The sequence below is a fragment of the Salipiger marinus genome (genome assembly GCF_900100085.1).
Taxonomy (GTDB): domain Bacteria; phylum Pseudomonadota; class Alphaproteobacteria; order Rhodobacterales; family Rhodobacteraceae; genus Salipiger; species Salipiger marinus.
Genome location: NZ_FNEJ01000003.1, coordinates 225,290 through 245,459, shown reverse-complemented (window position 1 = coordinate 245,459; position 20,170 = coordinate 225,290). Strand labels below are relative to the sequence as shown.

At 66.2% G+C, this 20,170-nt stretch carries 9 protein-coding genes; 1 reads left to right on the top strand and 8 read right to left on the bottom strand.

Going from position 1 to position 20,170, the window contains the following annotated elements; translation table 11 throughout:
* Positions 1 to 23 precede the first annotated feature (23 nt).
* From BLR51_RS04780 to BLR51_RS04760, 5 genes are all read right to left on the bottom strand, one after another.
* Positions 24 to 1,265 carry an extracellular solute-binding protein gene (locus BLR51_RS04780; protein WP_089844474.1) on the bottom strand — a complete coding sequence of 414 codons (1,242 nt, stop codon included), beginning with the start codon at positions 1,263 to 1,265 and terminating at the stop codon, positions 24 to 26.
* 73 nt (positions 1,266 to 1,338) lie between these two features.
* Positions 1,339 to 2,157 carry a carbohydrate ABC transporter permease gene (locus tag BLR51_RS04775; RefSeq protein ID WP_089844472.1) on the bottom strand — a complete coding sequence of 273 codons (819 nt, stop codon included), beginning with the start codon at positions 2,155 to 2,157 and terminating at the stop codon, positions 1,339 to 1,341.
* The gene (locus BLR51_RS04770; RefSeq protein WP_207543550.1) at positions 2,154 to 3,038 is read right to left on the bottom strand and encodes a carbohydrate ABC transporter permease; all 885 of its coding nucleotides are present in this window, start codon (positions 3,036 to 3,038) and stop codon (positions 2,154 to 2,156) included. The genes BLR51_RS04775 and BLR51_RS04770 overlap by 4 nt, the downstream gene beginning before the upstream one ends.
* Entirely contained in the window at positions 3,035 to 4,114 is a 1,080-nt protein-coding gene (locus BLR51_RS04765) for an ABC transporter ATP-binding protein (RefSeq protein WP_089844468.1), read from the bottom strand. Before BLR51_RS04765 ends, BLR51_RS04770 begins: the two co-directional genes overlap by 4 nt.
* Before the next feature lie 21 nt (positions 4,115 to 4,135).
* Positions 4,136 to 4,780 carry a TIGR00725 family protein gene (locus BLR51_RS04760; protein ID WP_165616729.1) on the bottom strand — a complete coding sequence of 215 codons (645 nt, stop codon included), beginning with the start codon at positions 4,778 to 4,780 and terminating at the stop codon, positions 4,136 to 4,138.
* Between the two features lie 54 nt (positions 4,781 to 4,834).
* Here BLR51_RS04760 and BLR51_RS04755 point away from each other — a divergent pair, with 54 nt between their 5' ends.
* Positions 4,835 to 5,557 (top strand): DeoR/GlpR family DNA-binding transcription regulator, encoded by a 723-nt coding sequence (locus BLR51_RS04755; protein WP_089844465.1) that lies wholly within the window; start codon positions 4,835 to 4,837, stop codon positions 5,555 to 5,557.
* Between the two features lie 9 nt (positions 5,558 to 5,566).
* On the opposite strand, the gene BLR51_RS04750 is transcribed toward BLR51_RS04755, so the two are convergent.
* From BLR51_RS04750 to BLR51_RS04740, 3 genes are all read right to left on the bottom strand, one after another.
* Positions 5,567 to 6,922 carry an HlyD family type I secretion periplasmic adaptor subunit gene (locus BLR51_RS04750; RefSeq protein ID WP_165616728.1) on the bottom strand — a complete coding sequence of 452 codons (1,356 nt, stop codon included), beginning with the start codon at positions 6,920 to 6,922 and terminating at the stop codon, positions 5,567 to 5,569.
* Between the two features lie 31 nt (positions 6,923 to 6,953).
* Positions 6,954 to 9,152, bottom strand: a complete 2,199-nt coding sequence (locus tag BLR51_RS04745; RefSeq protein WP_089844461.1) for a type I secretion system permease/ATPase — start codon at positions 9,150 to 9,152, stop codon at positions 6,954 to 6,956.
* Between the two features lie 184 nt (positions 9,153 to 9,336).
* The gene (locus tag BLR51_RS04740) at positions 9,337 to 20,154 is read right to left on the bottom strand and encodes a calcium-binding protein (RefSeq protein WP_089844459.1); all 10,818 of its coding nucleotides are present in this window, start codon (positions 20,152 to 20,154) and stop codon (positions 9,337 to 9,339) included.
* Between the last annotated feature and the right edge of the window lie 16 nt (positions 20,155 to 20,170).

Below are 20,170 nucleotides of genomic sequence, written 5' to 3'. Positions count from 1 at the left end.
AAGGGCGCGGCGCCCGGCCCGGATCACTTCATGCCAAGCTGCAGGCGCAGGGTTTCGGCCAGATCGGTGATCGTCGGTTCGACTTCGGCGCCCTCGGTCACCTCGACCAGCGCTGCCGCGATCAGGTCGGTGACGGCCACGCCCTCGGCGCCGGGGAAGGCGTACCAAGGCCCGGCATGGTCGGCGACCTGCGCATGGGCGGTGCGGGCATTGGCGTTTTCGGCATAGTAGCTGCCCAGATAGGCCGAATCGTCCAGCACCAGCTTGTTGGCGGGGGCATAGCCGGTGTTTTCCACGATGATCTTCTGCCCCTCGGGCCCGGTGACGAAGGCGATGTAATCCCAGGCCGCCTGCTGCTTGGCGGGATCCTCGGTCAGCATCACGATGGCATTGCCGCCGGTGGGGAAATAGACGTTCTCCTCTGCCGCCACGGGCAGCGGTTTCACCGTGACGTCAAAGCTGTCGCCCGCGCCTTCGGTGAAGCGGGTCAGCAGCGACGAGCTTTCGAACATGATCCCCAGCGTCCCCGCCGGAAAGGCCTGCCGCGCGTCGTTTTCCGACATGGAGGACATGCCTGCCTCGGTGGCGAAGCGCTGGTAAAGACCTGCCGCTGCCAGCCCCGCCGCGTCGTCGAAGGTGATGTCGGATTCGTCCTCGGTCATCGGGCGCCCGCCATGCGAGCCCAGAAGCGACTGGAACCGCCAGTCATGGCGTGCGATCCAGACGCCTTCGGTGGTGTCCGACAGCGCGTCGATCTTGGCGGCAAGCTCGATCACCCCGTCAAAGCTGGTGGGGAAGTCCTCCATCGACCCGCCCGCCTGTTCGACCAGAGCCGGGTTCACATACATCACCAGTGTCGAGGCGGAGGTCCCGAGCCCCCATTGCGTGTCCTCGAACCGGCCCAGCGACAGCAGCGCGGGCGTGTAGCCCGCCGCTTGCGGATCGGCGGGCAGGAACGGGTCGAGCGGCTGCAGCACGCCCCGGTCTTCCAGCACGCGCCACAGGTTCAGCCCCACATAGGCGACATCCGGTGCGGTGCCCGCCACATGTTCGCGCAGCAGCCGCTGGGCGCCGTCCTCGTAGCCCTCGGCGGGACCGTCCAGCGTCAGCGTGACCTCGGGATGGGCGGCCATGAAGGCGGCGGTCAGCTTGTCCTGGGTTTCGGCCCAGATGGTGGGGATGGCGTAATGCACGCGCAGTTCGGTTTCGGCCAGCGCCGCGCTGGCGGACAGGGCCAGACCTGCGGACAGGATCAGGTGTTTCATGACATTCCTCGGAAGGTTGCGGGAGAAAGGAAAGGGGGGTGGGGACGGGCCTTTGGCCTCTTCTGCTCGGGTCTCATCGTTTCAGCCCCGTGCTGGCCAGCCCTTGGGTGAAGCGCCGCTGCGCCAGCAGGAAGGCCAGCACCAGCGGCGCGGTGACCAGCGTGGCCCCGGCCATCAGCGGGCCGGGTTCGTCGCCGCTTTCGGCATCGCGGAAGTAAAGGATGCCGCGCGGCGGGGTGGCGAGATCGGGATCGGTGACGGCGATCATCGGCCAGAACAGGTCGTTCCAGTGCGCGGTGACCGAAAAGATCGCAAAGGCGATCACGGTGGGCAGGGCCAGCGGGAAGGCCACGCGCCATGCAATCGCCAGTTCGGACATGCCATCGACCCGGCCCGCGTCGATCAGCTCGGCGGGGATCTGGGCAAAGGCCTGCCGCAGCAGGAACAGCCCGAAAGCGGTGGCGGCAAAGGGCAGGATCAGCGCCGTGTAGCTGTCCAGCATCTGCAGCCGCGCCATGCCCAGAAAGATCGGCAGTGCCGTGACATGGAAGGGCACCAGCAGGGCCGCCACCACCGCCCCGAACAGCAGCCCGCGCCCCGGAAAGCGGCGATGCGCCAGCGCATAGGCGCAGGGCACGCTCAGCACCAGCTGCAGGATCAGGATGCCCCCCGTGACCAGCACGCCGTTCAGCAGATAGCGCGGAATGGCGGTTTCGGTCAGCGCGCGGCGGTAATTTTCCAGCGTGGGGTTCTGCGGCAGCAGGCTGACATGGGGGGTGAAGATCTCGGCATGCGGTTTCAGCGAAACCGAGACCATCCAGACGAAGGGCAGCAGCACCAGCACCGCGCCAAGCGCCAGCAGGCCGAAGCCAAGGATCAGACCCGGTCTCATCGGTAATGCACCCGGCGTTCGACCAGCAGCATCTGCAACGCGGTCAGCGCCAGCAGCGCCAGAAAGAACACCACCGTGATGGCCGCCGCGTAACCTGCCTTGAAATAGACGAACCCCTCGCGATAGAGCGCGTAGACGATGGTGTCGGAGGCGAAGGCGGGGCCGCCCGCCGTCATTGTGGCCACGGTTTCAAAGACGCGGAAGGCGCTGGCGGCGGTGACGATCATCACGAAGAGCGTGGTCGGTCCCAGCATCGGCCATGTCACCGACCAGAACCGGGTCCAGCCGCGGTCTGCGCCGTCAACGGCTGCGGCATCGTAAAGCGTGGAGGGAATGGCGGCGAGCCCGGCCAGAAACAGCACCATGTTGTAGCCGGTGCTCTGCCAGATGCCGATGCCCGCCAGCGTGTAAAGCACCAGCCCCCGGTCCGACAGCCATTGCTGCCCGGGCAGGTTCAGCGCCTGCAGCCATGTGTTGGCAAGCCCCAGCGAGGGATGCAGCAGCATCTGCCAGCTGACCGCCATGGCCACCAGCGTTGCCGCGACCGGCAGGAAATACACCGCCCGCAGCAGCGCCGACAGCCGGGGCAGGCGGGTGGCCATGCCATGCAGCCCCAGCGCCACCAGCAGCCCCAGCCCGACCGAGCCGGGGATGACGATGGCGGCATAGGTCAACGTGTTCAGCAGCGCGTTGCGCCCCAGCCGCGACCCGAAGAGCTGGGCGAAATTGGCGCCACCCACCCACTCGGCCTGCGCCGCGCCCACCTGATAGTCGGTGAAGGCCAGCCCGAAGACCACGCCCACGGGCAGGAAGATGAACAGCACCACGGCCAGCGCGGCGGGTCCGACCAGCAGCAGGTCGGTCAGCGCGGCGCGGATCATGACAGCACCTGCTGGCGCAGGCCGCAGGCATCAAAGCCATGCAGCGCCTCGGGCGGGGCGGTCAGCCGCACGCTGTCGCCCGGCAGCGGCAGTGCCGACCCGCCGCGCAGCACCATGCGCAGCGCGGTGCCACGGTCGTCCTGCAGGCTGAGGATGGTTTCTTCGCCATGAAAGGCGCGGGAGCGGACCACGGCCTGCAGCGGGCCATCCGCCTGCAGCCGCAGATCCTCGGGGCGCACGCCCAGATCCAGCCCCTTGCCTGCCGGGTGCAGGGCGGCGGCGGGGCCTTGGGGCAGGATGTTCATGCGGTGATGGCCGATGAATTCGGCCACGGCGCGGGTGGCGGGGGTGTGAAACAGCTGCTGCGGCGTGGCGATCTGTTCGATGCGCCCGGCGATCATCACCGCCACCCGGTCGGCCATGGACAGCGCGTCGGACTGGTCATGCGTGACGATCAGGAAGGCATGGCCGGTGTCGCGGTGCAGGGCGCGCAATTCGTCGCGGGTGTCGGCGCGCAGCTGCGTGTCGAGATTGGACAGCGGCTCGTCCAGCAGGAAGGCCGCCGGTTTGCGCACCAAGGCCCGCGCCAGCGCCACGCGCTGCTGCTGGCCCCCCGACAGCTGGCCGGGCTTGCGCGCCAGCAGCGGCTCCAGCCGCAGCATGGCGGCGACGCGGCGCACCTGCGCGTCGATGTCCTCGCGGGTGCGGCGCACCGCGCCACTGAACCGCGCCGCGCCGGGCAGCCGTCCGGCCACCGACAGATGGCGCAGCCGCAGCGGCATGGCGATGTTCTGATAGACGCTCAGATGCGGATAAAGCGCGTAGGACTGGAACATCAGCGCGATGTTGCGGGCGGCGGCGCTGTCGCGGGTCACGCAGCGGCCCTGCATCAGCACCTGTCCTTCGCTGGGCCGGTCCAGCCCGGCAAGGATGCGCAGCGTGGTGGACTTGCCACAGCCGGAGGCCCCCAGCAGCGCCACGAATTCGCCCTGACCCAGCGCCAGCGACACGTCGGTGATTGCGGTCGTGTCGCCGAAGCGCTTGGTCACGCCGTCCAGCGCAAGGGCGGCGGTCATGTCCGCACCATGTAAGATATGTTACACATGATCCGGGCTCCGCGCCTGATCCAGCAGAGCGGCCAGCGTCAGATCCACCGCCTCCGCCACGGTGCGGGCGGGGCGCACGCCGTCGATCTGCGGCGCATCCTCCAGCGTGATCACCGGCTTGTCGAAATGCAGCCCATAGGCGACCTCGCTCAGCGTGCCATAGGATCCGCCGATGGCGACCAGCACCCGCGCGGCACGGGCAATGACCATATTGCGCCCCTCGCTAAGCCCGGTGGGCAGGGCGATGCTGACAAAGGGATTGGCCTCGGCGGGGTCGGTGCCGGGCAGGATCCCGATCATCAGCCCGCCCGCCGCCTGACAGCCCTTGCTGGCTGCCGCCATGACGCCAGTTTTTCCGCCACAGATCAGCGTGATGCCATAGCTGCCAAGCGCGCGGCCCACCGCCTCGGCGGCCTGTTCCTGCGCGGGGGTCGCGGCGCGCGGTCCGATGACCGCCACCACCAGATGCCGCAGCGATGCCTGCTGCGCCAGCGCGGCAAACGCCTCGGTCAGCGATACGCTGCGGCCCGGGGTCGCGGGTGCGGGCTGGCGCTGCCATGCTGCGGGGGTGATCCGGTGCCCGCCAAAGCACAGGCTGCCATCCTCTAGGATCCGGGTGTCTTGGGTGATTGTCATTCGTCTTCCACCGTGTAAGTTATCTTCCATATGTCAGGGGAGTGACACAGAAATATGACACTGCATCGCAAGGACGCCCTGCGCAGCGACCGCCAGACCGTGATCCTCGAACAGGTGGCGGAGACCGGCTATGTCACGATCGAGGCGCTGGCCGCGCGCTTTGGCGTGTCCACGCAGACCGTGCGCCGCGACATCATCGCGCTGGCCGAGAGCGGGCGGCTGCAGCGCTTTCACGGCGGGGCGGGACCGGTCGGCGCCACCGAGGCGGCGCGGCTCGACCATGGCGCCAAGCGCGAGATCGGGCGGCCGGAAAAGGCGATCGTCGGGCGGCGCGCCGCCGCCATGGTGCCCGACGGGGCGGCGGTCTTTCTGGACGTGGGCACCACCATCGAGGCCTGCGCCCGCGAACTGGCCCGGCGGCAGGGATTCGTGGTCTTCACCAATTCCATGCGCGCGGCGATGGAATTCGATCCGGCCCTGCACGAGGTGCATGTGCTGGGCGGGCGGATGGCGGGGCGCGACGGCTCGCTGGTGGGCGAAGGCGTGGTGGAGATGCTGCGCAACGTGCGTCTGGACGTGGCGCTGATCGCCTGTTCGGCGGTAGAGGAGGGCGGTCAGGTGATGGATTTCGACCTGTCGAAGATCGCCGTCAAGCGCGCCGCCATGGCCGCCTCGAACCGGTCGCTGCTGCTGGCCACGCGCAGCAAGTTCGGGCGCCGCGCGCTGGGCACCATCGGCCCGGTCGACCGGTTCGACGCGCTGGTGACGGAAGACTAGGCGCGGGGATCAGGGTTCGCGGATCGCCTCGTCGCTGTAGCGGTAGAGCGGGGACAGCAGGAAATCGATGATGCGGCGGCGCCCGGTCTTGAGTTCCACCGTGACGGCCATGCCGGGGGCCAGCGCCACGTCGCGGCCCTCGGCATGGATCGTCGTGCTGTCGAGCCGGATGCGCGCGTCATAGACCAGCCCCACGCCCTCCTGTTCGATGGCATCCTGCGAGATCGACACCAGCCTGCCGTGCAGCGTGCCGTAACGGGTGAAATTATAGGCCTCCAGCTTCACCTCCACGGGCAGACCTTCGCGGAGGCGGCCCATGTCCTTGTTCTGCAGCGTCGCGCGAATTTCCAGCGGTGCATTGTCGGGCACGATGACCATGATCGGGCGCGCGGGTTCGACCACGCCGCCTTCGGTATGGATGGCCAGCTGCTGCACGGTGCCGGTGACGGGGGCGCGCAGGATCTGCCGCTCCATCCGGGTCTGCGCCCGGTGCAGCGCAAGACTGATCTGTGCCAGCGCGGTTTCCGCCTTGGTCAGCGCGGCATAGGCCAGCCGCAGCCTGTCGGCCAGCAGATAGGCCAGTTCGCGCTCGATGGCGACCAGCGCGGTATCGGCCTCGGCCAGCCGGTTGCGCTGGATGTCCAGATCATGCGTGGCCTCGATCATGCTGGCCTGCACCTGCTGCATCTGCGGTTTCGAGGTCAGGCCCTTGTCAAACAAAGTGCCGGTCGACACCTCGCGGTCGCGCAGGATCGGCAGGATTTCTTCGCTTTTGGCCAATTCCGCCATGGCGGAGGCGCGGGCCGACAGGCGGCGGCTGCGCTCGGCCTCGATGCTGGCGCGTTCGGCCTCGAAGGCGGTGATGTCGCTGCGCAGCTGGGTTTCGTGGATGCGCCGCAGGGTGGCCGACGCGCCGGTGCCGCTGCCGTCGAAGGGCTGCGGATCGCCCAGAAGCACCGCGATATAGGCGGAGAGCCGCGCGGCTTCGAGCGCCTGTTCGACGTGCTGCTGGCGCAGCTGGTCCAGATCGACTTCGGCCTCGGTCGGGTCCAGTTCCACAAGGATCTGCCCTGCCGTGACCTTCTGCCCGTCACTGACATGGATGGCCCGCACCGTGCCCAGTTCCAGCGGCTGGATCAGCTTGCTGCCGCCCACCGGCGCCGTGCGCCCGGGAGCCACCGCCACCACATCGACCTTGCCGATCACCGCCCAGCAGATGGCCGCAACAAACATCGCGGCAAGGAGCAGCGCCAGCGCCCGCCCCGCCGGATTGGCCGGGGTCTCGAGGATTTCGAGGGCCGCCGGCAGAAACTCGCGCGCCTCGCCTGCGGGGGAGGGGGGCTTTGCCGTCAGGGCGCCGGTCATCGGGGGGATCTTGCCAGGAAGGGTCATGGGGTCACGCTGCGCTGACGGTTTCGCCGGACTGGATCCGCCACAGCCGGGCATAGGCCCCGCCGCTGCGGATCAGCTCGTCATGGGGGCCATCCTCGACCACGGCGCCGCCCTGCAGGGTGATGATCCGGTCGGCATGGCGCACGGTGGACAGCCGGTGCGCGATGATCAGCACGGTGCGGCCTTCGCAGATCTTGCGCATGTTCTGCTGGATGATCCGTTCGGATTCGTAATCCAGCGCCGAGGTCGCCTCGTCAAAGATCAGGATGCGCGGATTGCGCACCAGCGCCCGCGCGATGGCAAGCCGCTGTCGCTGGCCGCCCGACAGGTTGGAGCCGCGTTCGCCCACCAGCGTGTCATACCCTTCGGGCAGTTCCGAGATGAACTCCTCGGCCCCGGCCATGCGCACCGCCGCCACCACCTGGTCGAAGGGCATGCCCGGATCGCTGAGCGCGATGTTTTCCCGCACCGACCGGTTGAACAGCAGGTTTTCCTGAAGCACCACGCCGACCTGCTGGCGCAGCCAGCCCGGATCGACGGTGGCAAGGTCGATGCCATCCACCAGCACCCGTCCGGCGGCGGGCACGTACATGCGCTGCACCAGCTTGGCCAGCGTGGATTTGCCCGATCCCGAGGGGCCGACCACCCCCACCACCTGACCCGGCGCAATATCGAGATCGATGCCTGTCAGCACGTCGCGCAGATCGGGGCGGTAACGGAACCGCACCTGATCGAAGCGGATGCGGCCTTCGACCCGTTTCAGCGTGGCGCGGTTGGGGTTGTATTGCGGTTCGGTCGGGGTGTTGAGGATGTCGCCCAGCCGTTGCACCGACAGCCGCGCCTGCTGGAAATCGTTCCACAGCTGCGCCAGCCGCAGGATCGGCCCGGTGACGCGCCCGGCCAGCATGTTGAAAGCCACAAGCTGCCCCAAGGTCATCGCCCCGCCCACCACCGCCAGCGCGCCGAAATAGAGCGTCAGCGCGGTGGTGATCTTGCTGATGAGCTGCGTTGACTGACCCGCGATATTGCCAAGGTTGGCGGTGCGGAACGACGCGCCCACATAGCCCGCCAGCTGCTCTTCCCAGCGGCGCTGCGACTGCGGCTCCACCGCCAGCGCCTTCATCGTTTCCATGCCGGTGACGCTTTCGACCAGAAATGCCTGATTGCGGGCGCCGTGTTCGAATTTCTCGTCAAGCCGCGCGCGCAGGATCGGGGTCACCACCAGCGCCAGCACCACATAGAACGGGATCGACCCCAGCACGATCAGGGTCAGCATCGGGCTGAAATACCACATGACCGCGAAGAACACGCCGGTGAACACCACATCCAGCAGCAGGGTCAGCGTGGATCCGGTGATGAAATCGCGGATGTTTTCCAGCTCGCGCACGCGGGCGACCGACTGGCCCACCTGCCGGGATTCGAAATAGGCCAGCGGCAGCGCCAGCAGGTGCCGGTAAAGCTTGGCCCCCAGTTCCACGTCGATGCGGTTGGTGGTGTGAGAAAAGATGTAGGTCCGCAGCCCGCCCAGCACCACCTCGAACACCGACACGACGATCAGCGCAAAGACCAGCACGTCCAGCGTGGTCATGCCGCGATGCACCAGCACCTTGTCGATGATGACCTGAAAGAACAGCGGCGTGACCAGCGCCGCAAGCTGCAGGAAGAACGACGCGATCAGCACCTCTATGAACAGGCGGCGGTATTTCAGGATGGCGGGGATGAACCACGAGATATCGAATTTCGACCCCTTGCCGCCCAGCGTCGCGCGGCGGGTCACAAGGATCACCCGCCCGGTCCAGCTGGCGCGGAACTCTGCCGTGCCTTGGGTGGTCACCTGTCCGCTGCGCGCGTCCAGCAGCAGCAGCGCCCCGTCGCGGACACCCCCCAGCACCATAAAATCGCCCGAGGCCATTTCCACGATGGCGGGGGTGGGCAGGCGGGCAAGCTCGGCCGCGTTGCTGCGCAGCAGGCGGCCCTTCAGGTCCAGCCGCTTGATTGCCCGCACCATGGCCTCGGCAGAGATGGGGCGGCCCGGTTCGGCATATTGATGGCGCAGCTGCTGGTCATCAGCCGGAAGCCCCAGCATCTGCAACAGCCGGACGAGGCAGATCAGTCCGGTATCCGGCCCGGTGTCGCGGGGGTCATCGGCATCGGGCGCCGCGTCGATCCGCTGTGCCGATCCTTGAGGCGTGGTCCTGCGCATGTCGGGTCTCCTGTCGGGGCGGATCTTTTGCTGGCCGTATCCTGTATACAGGAATGCATCGCGAAGGTCACAAGGTCATGTCAATCGCGGGCGGGGCGGTCGGAAAACATGCGGGGGCGCCACTTTGCCGGGCAGGCGGCGCCCCTGTGCCGGTTCCGTCTGCCGGAACCGGCAGGGCCGCAGGTCAGGTCGCGGGCCGCCATGCGGCGGCCAGCGCCGTCTGCAGCCCGGTATCGGCCAGCATCGCGGTGTGGCGGTCCGCAAGCATCCCGCCATCCGAGGACCACGAGGCCATGGCCTGCACCAGCTGCTGCGTGGCGCTTTCCTGCATGACCTGATCGCCGACGATGAACTTGTCCATGCGGGTGGCGGCGCTGTCGTCAAGGGCGAACCAGTTGCTGATCTGATGCGTGCTCAGCACGCTGCCATCATCCCCCAGCACCTCCAGCAGCAGGTGATCGCCGTTCTGGCTGAACCAGATGTCCTGCAGCGACACGGTCTCGTCCGCCGCGCCGATCTGCAGCACATCGACCGACTCCGCGTCCATGGTGGTCAGCGCGTCCGGGCCCGCCCCGATGTCGAAACCGGGCTGCTCGATCACCGAACTGCCAGAGCCCGCGCGCACCTGATAGGTGTCGCTGCCCGCGCCCCCCACCAGCAGGTTGTGACCCTCGCCGCCGCTGAGCGTGTCATCTCCGGCGCCGCCGAACAGCGCATCGTCCCCGGCGCCGCCATCCAGCATGTCGTCGCCCCCCCGGCCGCTGAGCGTGTCATCGCCAGCCCCGCCGATCAGCATGTTGGACCCGGCGCCCCCGGCAAGCTCGTCATCCTGACCGGTGCCCAGCACGTCCTCGATGCCGGACAGGCTGTCGGTGACGCCATCCAGAGTGGCTGTCCCTGCGGCAAGATCCAGCCGCAGGCCAGCCGAGGCCGCTTCGCCGCTGTAATCCACCAGATCGAAGCCCGCACCGCCGATCAGCGTGTCGCTGCCCGCGCCGCCCGAAAGCTGGTCGTCGCCCGCGCCGCCGGTCAGCAGGTCATTCCCCGCGCCCCCCGACAGGGTGGCAGCGGTGTCACCTGCGGTCATCTGATCGTCAAAGCCGGTGCCGGTGACGGTGGTGATGTCGGTCAGGCTGTCCGACAGGCCGGTGCTATGGGCGGTGCCCTGCGCCAGATCGACCACCACAGCCGCTGTCAGCCTGTCATAGCTGACCCCGTCATTGTCGCCCAGATTGCCGATCAGCCGGTTGATGCCCAGCCCGCCAAAAAACAGCTCGGTCACCTCGGCCCTGCCGCGCAGCGTGTCGTCAAAGGCGCTGCCGATGATCTGCTCCATCTCGAAGATCCCGCCTTCGGTGCCGGTCTGGCCGACCGTGAAGCTGTCCTGCCCCAGATCGACGGAGACGCCTGCCGTTGCGGCAGAAAAATCCGCCGTGTCGGTGCCGTCGCCGCCCCGGATCGTGTCCCCTGCCAGATCGCCGCTGAAGAGGTCGTCGCCCCCGCCGCCTTCCATCTGGTTGAGCGCCGCGCCGCTGGCCAGACTGTCGTCGTGATGGCTGCCGATGACGTTTTCGATGCTGATGAAGCTGACGTCGGTATCGCCCACGGTCAGCCTGTCCTGTCCCATGTCCACCACGACGCCACGGGTCGCGCCCGAAGCGTCAAGCCAGTCCGACCCTTCGCCGCCGTCCAGTTCGCTCTCGGTCACCACCCCCGGAAGGTTGTTGGTGATGAAGTCGCCCACCGCGATGGTGTCTTCTCCGGCGCCGCCATGGACAAAGGCGGTGCCCGCGCCCGGATCCAGCAGGTCGTTGCCGTCATGGCCCATCAGCACATCGGCGCCGCCATTGCCGAACAGGCTGTCATTGCCCGCGCTGCCGTGCATCACGTCAAGATGATCGGTGCCGGAGACCATCTCGAACCCGGTGATCTGGTCGGTATAGGTCACGCCACCGGTCTGAAAGCTGACCGTGCCCGCCGCCAGATCGACGGTGACACCCGAGGTCAGCGTCAGGTATTCCAGCAGGTCGGCCTCGCCTTCGCCGCCATCCAGAACGTCATTGCCCAGACCGCCAAGCACGATGTCATTGCCGGCACCACCCCGCAGCGTGTCGTTGCCCGCCCCGCCTTCCAGCGTGTCGTCAAGTCCGGTGCCCTCGATCAGATCGGCGGTCACGCCGCCCGCAAGATAAAGCCCGCGGGCCTGCGCGATCTTGTAATCGGACAGATCCGACCCGGTCCTGACCTTCCCCTCCGCAGCCCAGCCCTGCGCCGCGTCGTCATACTGCGCCTGCCAGAGGTCCGCCCAGATCTCGCTTTCGGTCCGGGTCTGCCCCGGTTCGGCCCGTGCCGCAGCATAGGCCGACAGCAGCGCCTTTATCCCGTCGCGGGTCAGGTAGGTGTAGTCTGAAAAGGTATGTTCGGACCACGTATGCACCGCCTGAATGTCCTTGCCCGCCGCCTCTGCCGCAGCGGCGGCTGCCGCCTCTTCGGCGTTGTGTTCGGATTTCCACTCGTCAAGGAAGGTTGCGCCCTTGGTGCTGTCGCTCCAGACCGACAGCACCACCTGCGCGGCATTGGCGGTCCTGCTGTTGAAATAGTCCTTCACCCGGACAGAATTCATCGCGTCGGTGTCGTTGTCGGGATCGTCATCCAGCAGCGCCGCGGCATCCAGCGGGGCAGGGGCATCGCGATAGACCACCGGATCGGGCGCGTAGATCAGCAGATCGTCGCCGTCGCGGCGGAAGATCACCGGGGCGTCGCGCAGATCGGCGCTGTAATCGCCCAGACCCAGCTTTTCGCCGATGATGATCTTGTCCTCTGTCTCGTCGCCAAAGCCCAGCTTTTCGCCCCCCGCGTCAAGGATCACGCCGTCTTTCAGGCCAAAGCCCATGACATACAGATCCCTGTCCTTGGCGCCGCCTGCGCCGCCAAAGGCCACCACGTTGCGGCCCCGCATCACGATGGTATCGTCCCGCGCGACGATGCCGTGATCCTGCAGCGCGCGCCACGCCTCGCCAAAAGAGGAGGGGTCAAGTTCGGCCTGACGCTGCAGTTCTTCGGTGCCCGCGCTGCTGTCGCCGATCAATTCGCCCTGATCGGAATCGCGCGAGAACATCAGCAGATCCTCGCCCTCGCTGCCCCGGAAGGTGTCGCCTTTGCTCATCGCCTCGATATAGACCTTGGCGCCGGGCGACAGGGTGACGCTGGCCGCGCCGATATTGTGCACCAGCGCGCGGCTGCTGCTGCCGCCAAGGATGTAATAGTTGTTTTCGCCGCCCACGGCAAAAACCACATCGCTGCCCGCAAGATAGATGGAATTCTTGGCGCCATAGACCATCAGCAGGTTATAGCCCGATCCGGCGCGGGCCTTGGATTTGTTGCCCGCCACGATGATCGTGTCATTGCCGTCGCCCAGACGGATGTCGTTGCGGTCGCCAAAACCGAAGACCGTGTTGTGACCCTGACTGTCATGGATGACGTTATAGGCGCCCAGACCAAACATGTAGTCATCCCCGGCATTGCCGTTGAGATAGCCGTATTTGCCGATCGACAGCATGAAATCGTTGCCATAGCCGCCGAAATTATGGCCGACCTCGCCCAGCGTCACCATGATGTCGTCACCATGGCCGCCGAACTGCATGTTGCCGCCGCCTATGGCCAGCAGCACGTCGCCGTCACCTTTCAGGATTTCCATCTTTTCGGTCATGTTCAGCAGGCTGTCGAGCGGACCGCCTTCGCCCACGGCCACCACATCGGTGAAATTGACGATGGTCTGGTAAAGCGACTCCATGTTGGGAATGCCGGGGATCACCGGAAAGCCCGAGGCGCCGAAATGCATGTCTCCGACGCTGCCATCACCTTCGCTGTCGGTGTTGAGCATGAAGTCCTCAAGTGCGGCCATGGGATCGGTTTCTTCGGGGGCCTCTTCGGTTTCGCCCGGGGTTTCGAAAAACTCCGTATCCTCCTGAAAGGCGTCGGGCATGAAGCCGGTCAGCATGGTGCCCGCCATCTGGAACGTGTCGGTCCCGGTCAGCATGTTGAGCCCCTGCGCGCCGCCGCCGCCCAACAGGCCGCCAAACAGGCTGGAGGGCACGGTCAGGTCGATCCAGAGGGCATTGGCCAGCTGTCCCGCCACGGCATTGCCATCGGTGCCATAGCCGACGATCGCGCCCGTCGAGTCATAGCCAAGGTTGAACATCTCGCCGATGGTGAAATAGGGCACCGTTACCCCGATATCGCCAAAGTTCTGGAACCATTCGACAAATTCGATGGTGCGCTGGGTGGATGTCCAGTGCTTCTGGGTGGTGGCGGCCTTGTTGAAGCGCTCGTTGGACTGATCGTTAACGATCCCGTCCAGGTCCTTGTCATGCGGCTTGTTGACATACATCGCGATGATTTCGTTCAGCGACAGGGCCTGCGCATTGGCCGGGAAAAATGCCGTGACGGCAAAATCCACGAAGAACGACGAGGCATTGTCGCCAAAGACAAGGTTGCCTGATCCGTAAGTGACCACCACATCGGCGCCCGCCCCGGCATTGATGATGTTGCCGCCCTTCTTGAAGCCGTCGGTATAGGCGCCGGTGATGGTGTTCATGGCCTGCCGGATCTCGTAGCCATCCTGATAGGTCTGGGCATTGCGCGTCAGGGGCCTGGTGCTGTCCGCCTTCTGGTCCGCCTCCCGCTTTTGGCGGATCTCATAGCGCGTCATATGCGGCTCGGGCTCGGACGCGGACTTGTTGCTCGTGAACGGGCCGGTGAGGCCGGAGGCCATGCCGCTCAGCGCGCTATAGAGCGCAGCGGGGATCTTGGTGATCTGCGACTGGCCGGTGCGTTTGGCGAACTGGCTGGTGTTCTGGCCGGGTTTGTCGCCGAAATTCGCCAGCCCGGGGAAGGAGACGCCCAGCACCGCCAGCGACGCAAAGCTGCCGAACGAGGATGCGGCATTTCGGTCCCAGCTTTGCTTGCTGCTGACCGGACCGCCGGTCTTGCCCATATCGGTCAGATAGGTGAGCTGCGTCTTGCCGAAGTCGGTGACAGCGGCCATCGACCCGCTGAGTTTTTGTGAAAACTTCGCCTGATCGGCATCGGTCTTGTCCTTGCTCTCCCAGGAATGGCCGACATTGAACAGCAGGTCGTTGGAATAGCCGTAGTCGATAACGACGTTGTTCTGTCCTACCGTGGCTTTCATCCCGTCCAGCTTGGCCGGCAGCCATGGCAGTTTCATGTTGTTGTCGTCGTCGCCGTCGATGGTGCTGCCGATACGGACCATAAGGTTGTGCTTGCCATAGCTGAAGCCCAGCTCTGACCCGTTGCCGATGGTCACGCCCAGATTGTTGTCGCCGAACATCGCACGGGTGCTTGACCCGTCGCCGACCTTGATGCTGGCATTGAACGAGCCCTTGAACAGCGACAGGGCATCGCGGCCCCGGCTGGTCTGCAGCTCGCCCGCCGCGTTGGTCCTGATCTGGCCAAGCGGGGTGCCCGCGACAAAGACCCGGTCATCGCTGATATCGACCGAGATATTGGCATTGCCCACCGCCGCATGGACAAAATCGAAGCCCAGCCCGTGATCGGGGCCGGAGTCCCGGTAATTCTGCTCTGACGTGGAGGTGCTGTCGATGCTGTCGACGTAATTCGCCACCACGTTCAGGCTGCCCGTTTGCGCCACCACGGTGCGCCCGTCGCCGATCCGCAGGAAGATGTTGGCGGAACTGTCGAAGGACATGATCGACAGCAGATCCGACAGCGCCGACTGGCTGCCGGTCTGCGCCGCGCCCGCCTGCAATTCGCGGCCCGCATCGCCTTCGGTGAGGCTGGTCTTGCTGCCCTTCGGCTTGTCCAGAAGCGACAGGCCGATCTGCGTGAAGAACACGTCGCCATCGCCGAACTTGGCGCCGATATTGACCGACAGCTGGTTGGCCGCCTGAGTGTACATGGTGGAGAGCGACGGCGCCTTGGTCGCCTGTGTCGTGATCTTCTGCGCCGTGTCGCCGATCACGTCCGCCGCGCCGCCCAGATCGGGCCCGTTGCGCCCGCTGCCCGGCATCCCCGACGCCGCATCGTCGAGGCCCGTGCTGACATCTGCGGCGAGGTTGGTGAACCTCATCATCATCGCCGCGAATTCCCGGTCATTGCCGGGCATCAGCAGACGGCCCAGGCGGCCAGTGCCCAGCTGCGGTTCCTCCCCGTCGTGCCCGGTTCCGCCATTCTCGGTCCGGAGGATGTCGAAGATTCCTGCCGCCCGTTCGCCGTCCGAAGCCGGAGCGGTGAGGGCGTTCGTGACGGCTGCGGAACTGTCGAACGTCTTGCCCGCCTTGGCGGCCTTGCTGCCTTCGCGCACCTTCGCTTTCGACAGGCCGATGAACATCCCGTCGCCGACATGGATCGCGATATTCGCCTGACCGTTCAGCAGGGCACCGGTTGCGCCGTCGCCGACCTTGGTGGCGATGTTGCCGACCCCGTCCGCAGCGATGACCGTCGTGCCGTCGCCGACATGGGTGACGACATTGGCCTGACCGGTGCCGATCAGCACTGTCGCGCCCTTGCCATCCTTGCCCAGATAGCTGTTGCCGATCTTGGTCATGACGTTCAGCTTGCCGATCTGAACCGCAACCATGGTGCCGTCGCCCACATGGGTCACGACATTGGCGCTGCCGCCATAGCCGATCGCGACCAGCACCCCGTCCCCGACCTTGGTGACGGCGTTCAGCTTGCCGCCGACTGCGGCATACATTGACGAGGTCTCGCTGTTGACCACGGTCAGCACGTTGACGCTGCCCAGCATGCCCACGCCCACCGTGCCGTTGCCGACACGGGTGACGATGTTGGTGCTGCCCAGAAACACTCCGACCATCGTGCCGTCGCCGACGCTGGTGGCCACGTTCAGGCTGCCCGCCATGATGAAGATCGCGGTGTCGTCGCTGCCGCCGGTGTTGACATGGGTGGCGATGTTGGTGCTGCCCCCCATGAAGAAATAGGCGTCGCCCCCGCCGATCTTGGTCGCCACGTTCAGCGAGCCCAGCATTACCGCCACATAGCGGCCTTCGCCGACATGGCTCAGCGAGTTGATCGACCCCGCCATCACGCCGGTCACGGCGCCGTCACCCTGCTTGTGCGCGACGTTCAGCTGTCCGCCCATGACGGCGACCAGATTGCCCTGCTTGTTGGCAGTCTCGCCCGGTTTCAGCCCGCCGTGATAGACAAAATTGGAGTGACCCAAGGCGAAGGCGTAAAGGTTGCCATCGGCATCCTTGTTGACAAAATTGCCCATGCCCAGCTGGATCGACACATCCTCGGCGCCGGAGCCCATCAGCGCGACATTGCCCGCGGCGGCCTGCACCACCACGTCATTGCCCGCGCCGCCCAGAAACGCATTCCCCACACCCAGCATCAGCGCGATGTCGTCGCCATCGCCGCCGCTGATGTAGTTCATCGCGGAAAGGGCGACGACAATGTCGTCCTTGGCGCCGAAGCTGGCGACATTGGCCAGACCCAGCAGCAACGCGAAGTTGTGGTCGCCAAAGGACAGCTCGAACCCGCCGCCCGCGCCCGCGCCGATGCCGCCGTTCTGGTCATCTTCGGGATTGCCAAGGGCGGGAATGTCGGTGCCCTCCGCGACCGAATGGGCGTCGTCGCCTTCGGCCTCTTCGGCTTCCGCCGCGGCCCTGCCCGCGGCCTCGGCCTCGGCGCTGGCCTGTTCGGGGGTCTGCTGCGCCTTCTCCAGCGTCTCGGCATGGCGTCCGAGTTCGGCCTCCACCCCGGCAAGCAGGGCGGTCTGGTCGATGGCGGGCACGTCGCCCGCAGCGCTGTCGGCGCTGGCCGCCTCGCCACGCTGCGCGAGTTCGTCCACGGTCATCACCGTCCAGTCGTCGCCGATCAGCGATGCGGCAGAGGCGCCCGTCTCTGCGGTCTCTGCGGGCAGGGCGGCGGCATCCTCTTCGCTGGTGTCCAGCCCCGCCTGTTCGCCCATGGCCAGTGCCTCGTCGATTGCCGACAGATAGACCGACGGATCGGAGAACATGCCGCCTTCACCCTCGCCGCCGGTTTCGATCTCGGCGATGGTGGTGTCGATCACGGCATTGGTGGAACGGGCCACCACATCCACCAGCTTCAGCTCGCCCGGCTGGGTGACAGAGGCGGTGGTGTCCTCGCCGCCGTCGCGGATGGTGGTAAAGGCGCCGTAGGATTCGATGTGATTATGGTCGCCAGAGGTGGTGATGACATTGGCCACGCCTGCGGTGCGGATGGTGTCGGCATGGGCGCCGGTCTTGATGATGTTCAGGGCACCCACCGCGTTGACATCGGCATGGCCCTTGATGTCGACCACGTTCGCCGTCCCGACAAGCACGGCCTTGGTGGTGCCGGTCACATCGGTGTTGAGGACGTTGGCCCGGCCCACCATGGTCGCGTTGACATCCGAGGGCGGCAGGGCAGGGGCGCCCTCTGCGGCGCGGCCCATGTCGACGCTGACCAGATTCAGGGCCCCGCCCAGCGTCAGATCGACATTGCCCGCGCCGTGGCGTTCCACCCGGTTGCCGCCGCCCATGGCGGTGACGGTCAGATCACCCTGTTCCACGTCGTGATAGATGGAATTTGCCAGCCCCGCGCCGGTAAATTCCAGATCGCCGCTGCGACCGGTGCGGGTGACGAAATTGCCGCCGCCGCCGCCGATAAAGGTCGTGTCGCCATGATCGGTCAGATGGGTGACGACGTTGCCAAGGCCGACACCGTGGAACACGACATCGCCGGTAGAGCCTGTGTCCCCCAGTCGGGTCACGGCATTCGCGGCCCCCGCGCCCACGAAAACGATATCGCCGTGGTCGACCGTCGAGGTAAGGCCATTGCCATAGCCCGCCCCCTGGAAATGGATGTCGCCTTCGGAGTCCGCGCCGGTATCAAGCCGGGTCAGCACATTGGCGGCGCCCGCCCCGACAAAACGGATGTCACCACGATTGACCGCGGATGTGATCACGTTGGCGCCACCGGCCCCGGTGAACCGGATGTCGCCCTGCGAGTTCGCGTGTTTCGCGCTGCGCGTGATGATGTTTGCCGCGCCGACTCCGGTAAAATCGATGTCGCCGGTCGTGACCTCGTTGCGCACCACGTTCGCGCCGCCACCGCCGCGGAAAACCACATCGCCGCTGGACTCGGCGGCATTGCTCGCCCGCCGCACGTCATTGCCCAGACCGACACCGTCGAAGCGGATGTCGCCGTGATCGACCCAGGACAGCACGGTATTTTTTCCCCCGGCCCCGGCGAAATCCACGTCGCCGCGGGTGTCCGTGCCAGCCCTCCAGCGCGTCACCCTGTTGTTCGCGCCGCCGCCACGGAAGACGATGTCGCCGGTCAGGACGCGGGAGGTGATAAAGTTGGAGGCCCCGCCGCCGGTAAAGGTGACATCGCCTGTGGCCGTGTCCGAGCCGATGCGGCGGATTTCGTTTGAACCGCCCAGACCGGAAAAATGGATGTCGCCGTGTTCCATGGTAGAGCGCAGCACATTTCCGGCGCCGCCACCCGTGAAGTCGATATCGCCGGTGGAGTCGCCCGCGCCATCCTTCGCCAGAAGCTCGACGATATTGGCCACGCCACCGCCAGCAAAGTTGATGGAGCCGTTGCGGGTCTTGAAACAGACCTCGTTGCGGCTGCCGGCCCCGGCGAAGCGCACCTGACCGCGATCCGCCGCAACGTTGATGACATTCCAGCCGCCGGCGCCGGCGAAATCGACGTCCGCACGGCTGTTGACCCCCAGACCTTCGGCCTGAATCCTGTTATAGGCGCCCGCGCCACGGAAGGTGATCTGGGTCTGCGCAGCCCGCGTGGCGATGAGATTGGCACCACCTCCGCCCGTGAAATCGACCTTTGCCCGCGACGCGCTGCCCCGCTCGGTCTGGGCGACCACTTCCACGGTGTTGCCCGCCCCGATGCCGTCGAAATCGACCGCACCGTCATCCGACTGCACGAAGATGGAATTGACGATGCCCGCACCAGAAAAATCCACCCGTGCCCGGTCGGCCAGAACGTCGATCTCGGTGTAGCCCCCGGCGCCCGCATAGGACACCGTTGCGGCGGAATTCGCGCCATATCCGGTGGCGGAGATGCTGTTATGCGCTCCGGCGCCGTTGAAATCGATTTCGGTCTGGTTGGCGCCGACCTCGATCACGTTATTGGCGCCCGCGCCGTCAAAGCGCAGCTTGGCGCGGGTGTCTTCGCGTTCTTCGGCGGCCTCTGCTGCGGCAACAGCGGCAGAGACTGCCGAGGCAGGGCTGCTGGCCTGAGACCCACTGGCCCCGCTTCCGGCGACGGAAATTGCGGCTGGCAGCGTGGTGAGGGCGGTGTCCAGATCGTTCTCAAACGTGCCGATGGTGATGCGGTTGTCTGCGCCCGCTCCGGTGAAATTCACCTCCGCATCGTCGGCTTCGACGCTGATGCTGTTGGCAATGCCGCCGCCCACAAAATCCACCTTGCTCGACCGAGCGCGGGTCATGATCTGGTTCCGCGCGCCTGCGCCTGCAAAATCGACATCGATGCGCGAACTGGCGCTGGCAGACGCTGCCTCGCCCTTGACCGTGTTCGATCCGCCCGCGCCGCGAAAGAGCAGGAGCGCGTCGTTTGACACCGTTTCCAGATGGTTGGCGAACGCCGCCCCCGCGTAATCGATGCTTCCCTTGCCGCGCAGATCGGCAACGCCTGCGGCACCACGGAAGCGGATATTGCCGCTGCCGGTCTTGCGCACCCGCACCGAGCCCGCCGCACCGTTGATGTTCAGGGCCCCGGTGGTGTCCTCCACGTCCACGGCACCCGCGCCCATGTTGACCGTATCATCGCCGCCCTTGGTCTTGACCGTGCCCGCGATGCCGATGGCGTTGAGCGTATCGTTGCCTTCGGTCCCGCTCAGTTCGCCGGTGAAGGTGAACTCCACCACGTCCTTGACGATCTCGACGACCTGGGTGACCGCCTTTTTCACTTTCTTGAAGGCTCTCTTGATGCGTCCAAAGGCCATGACTGCAGTTCCTGTG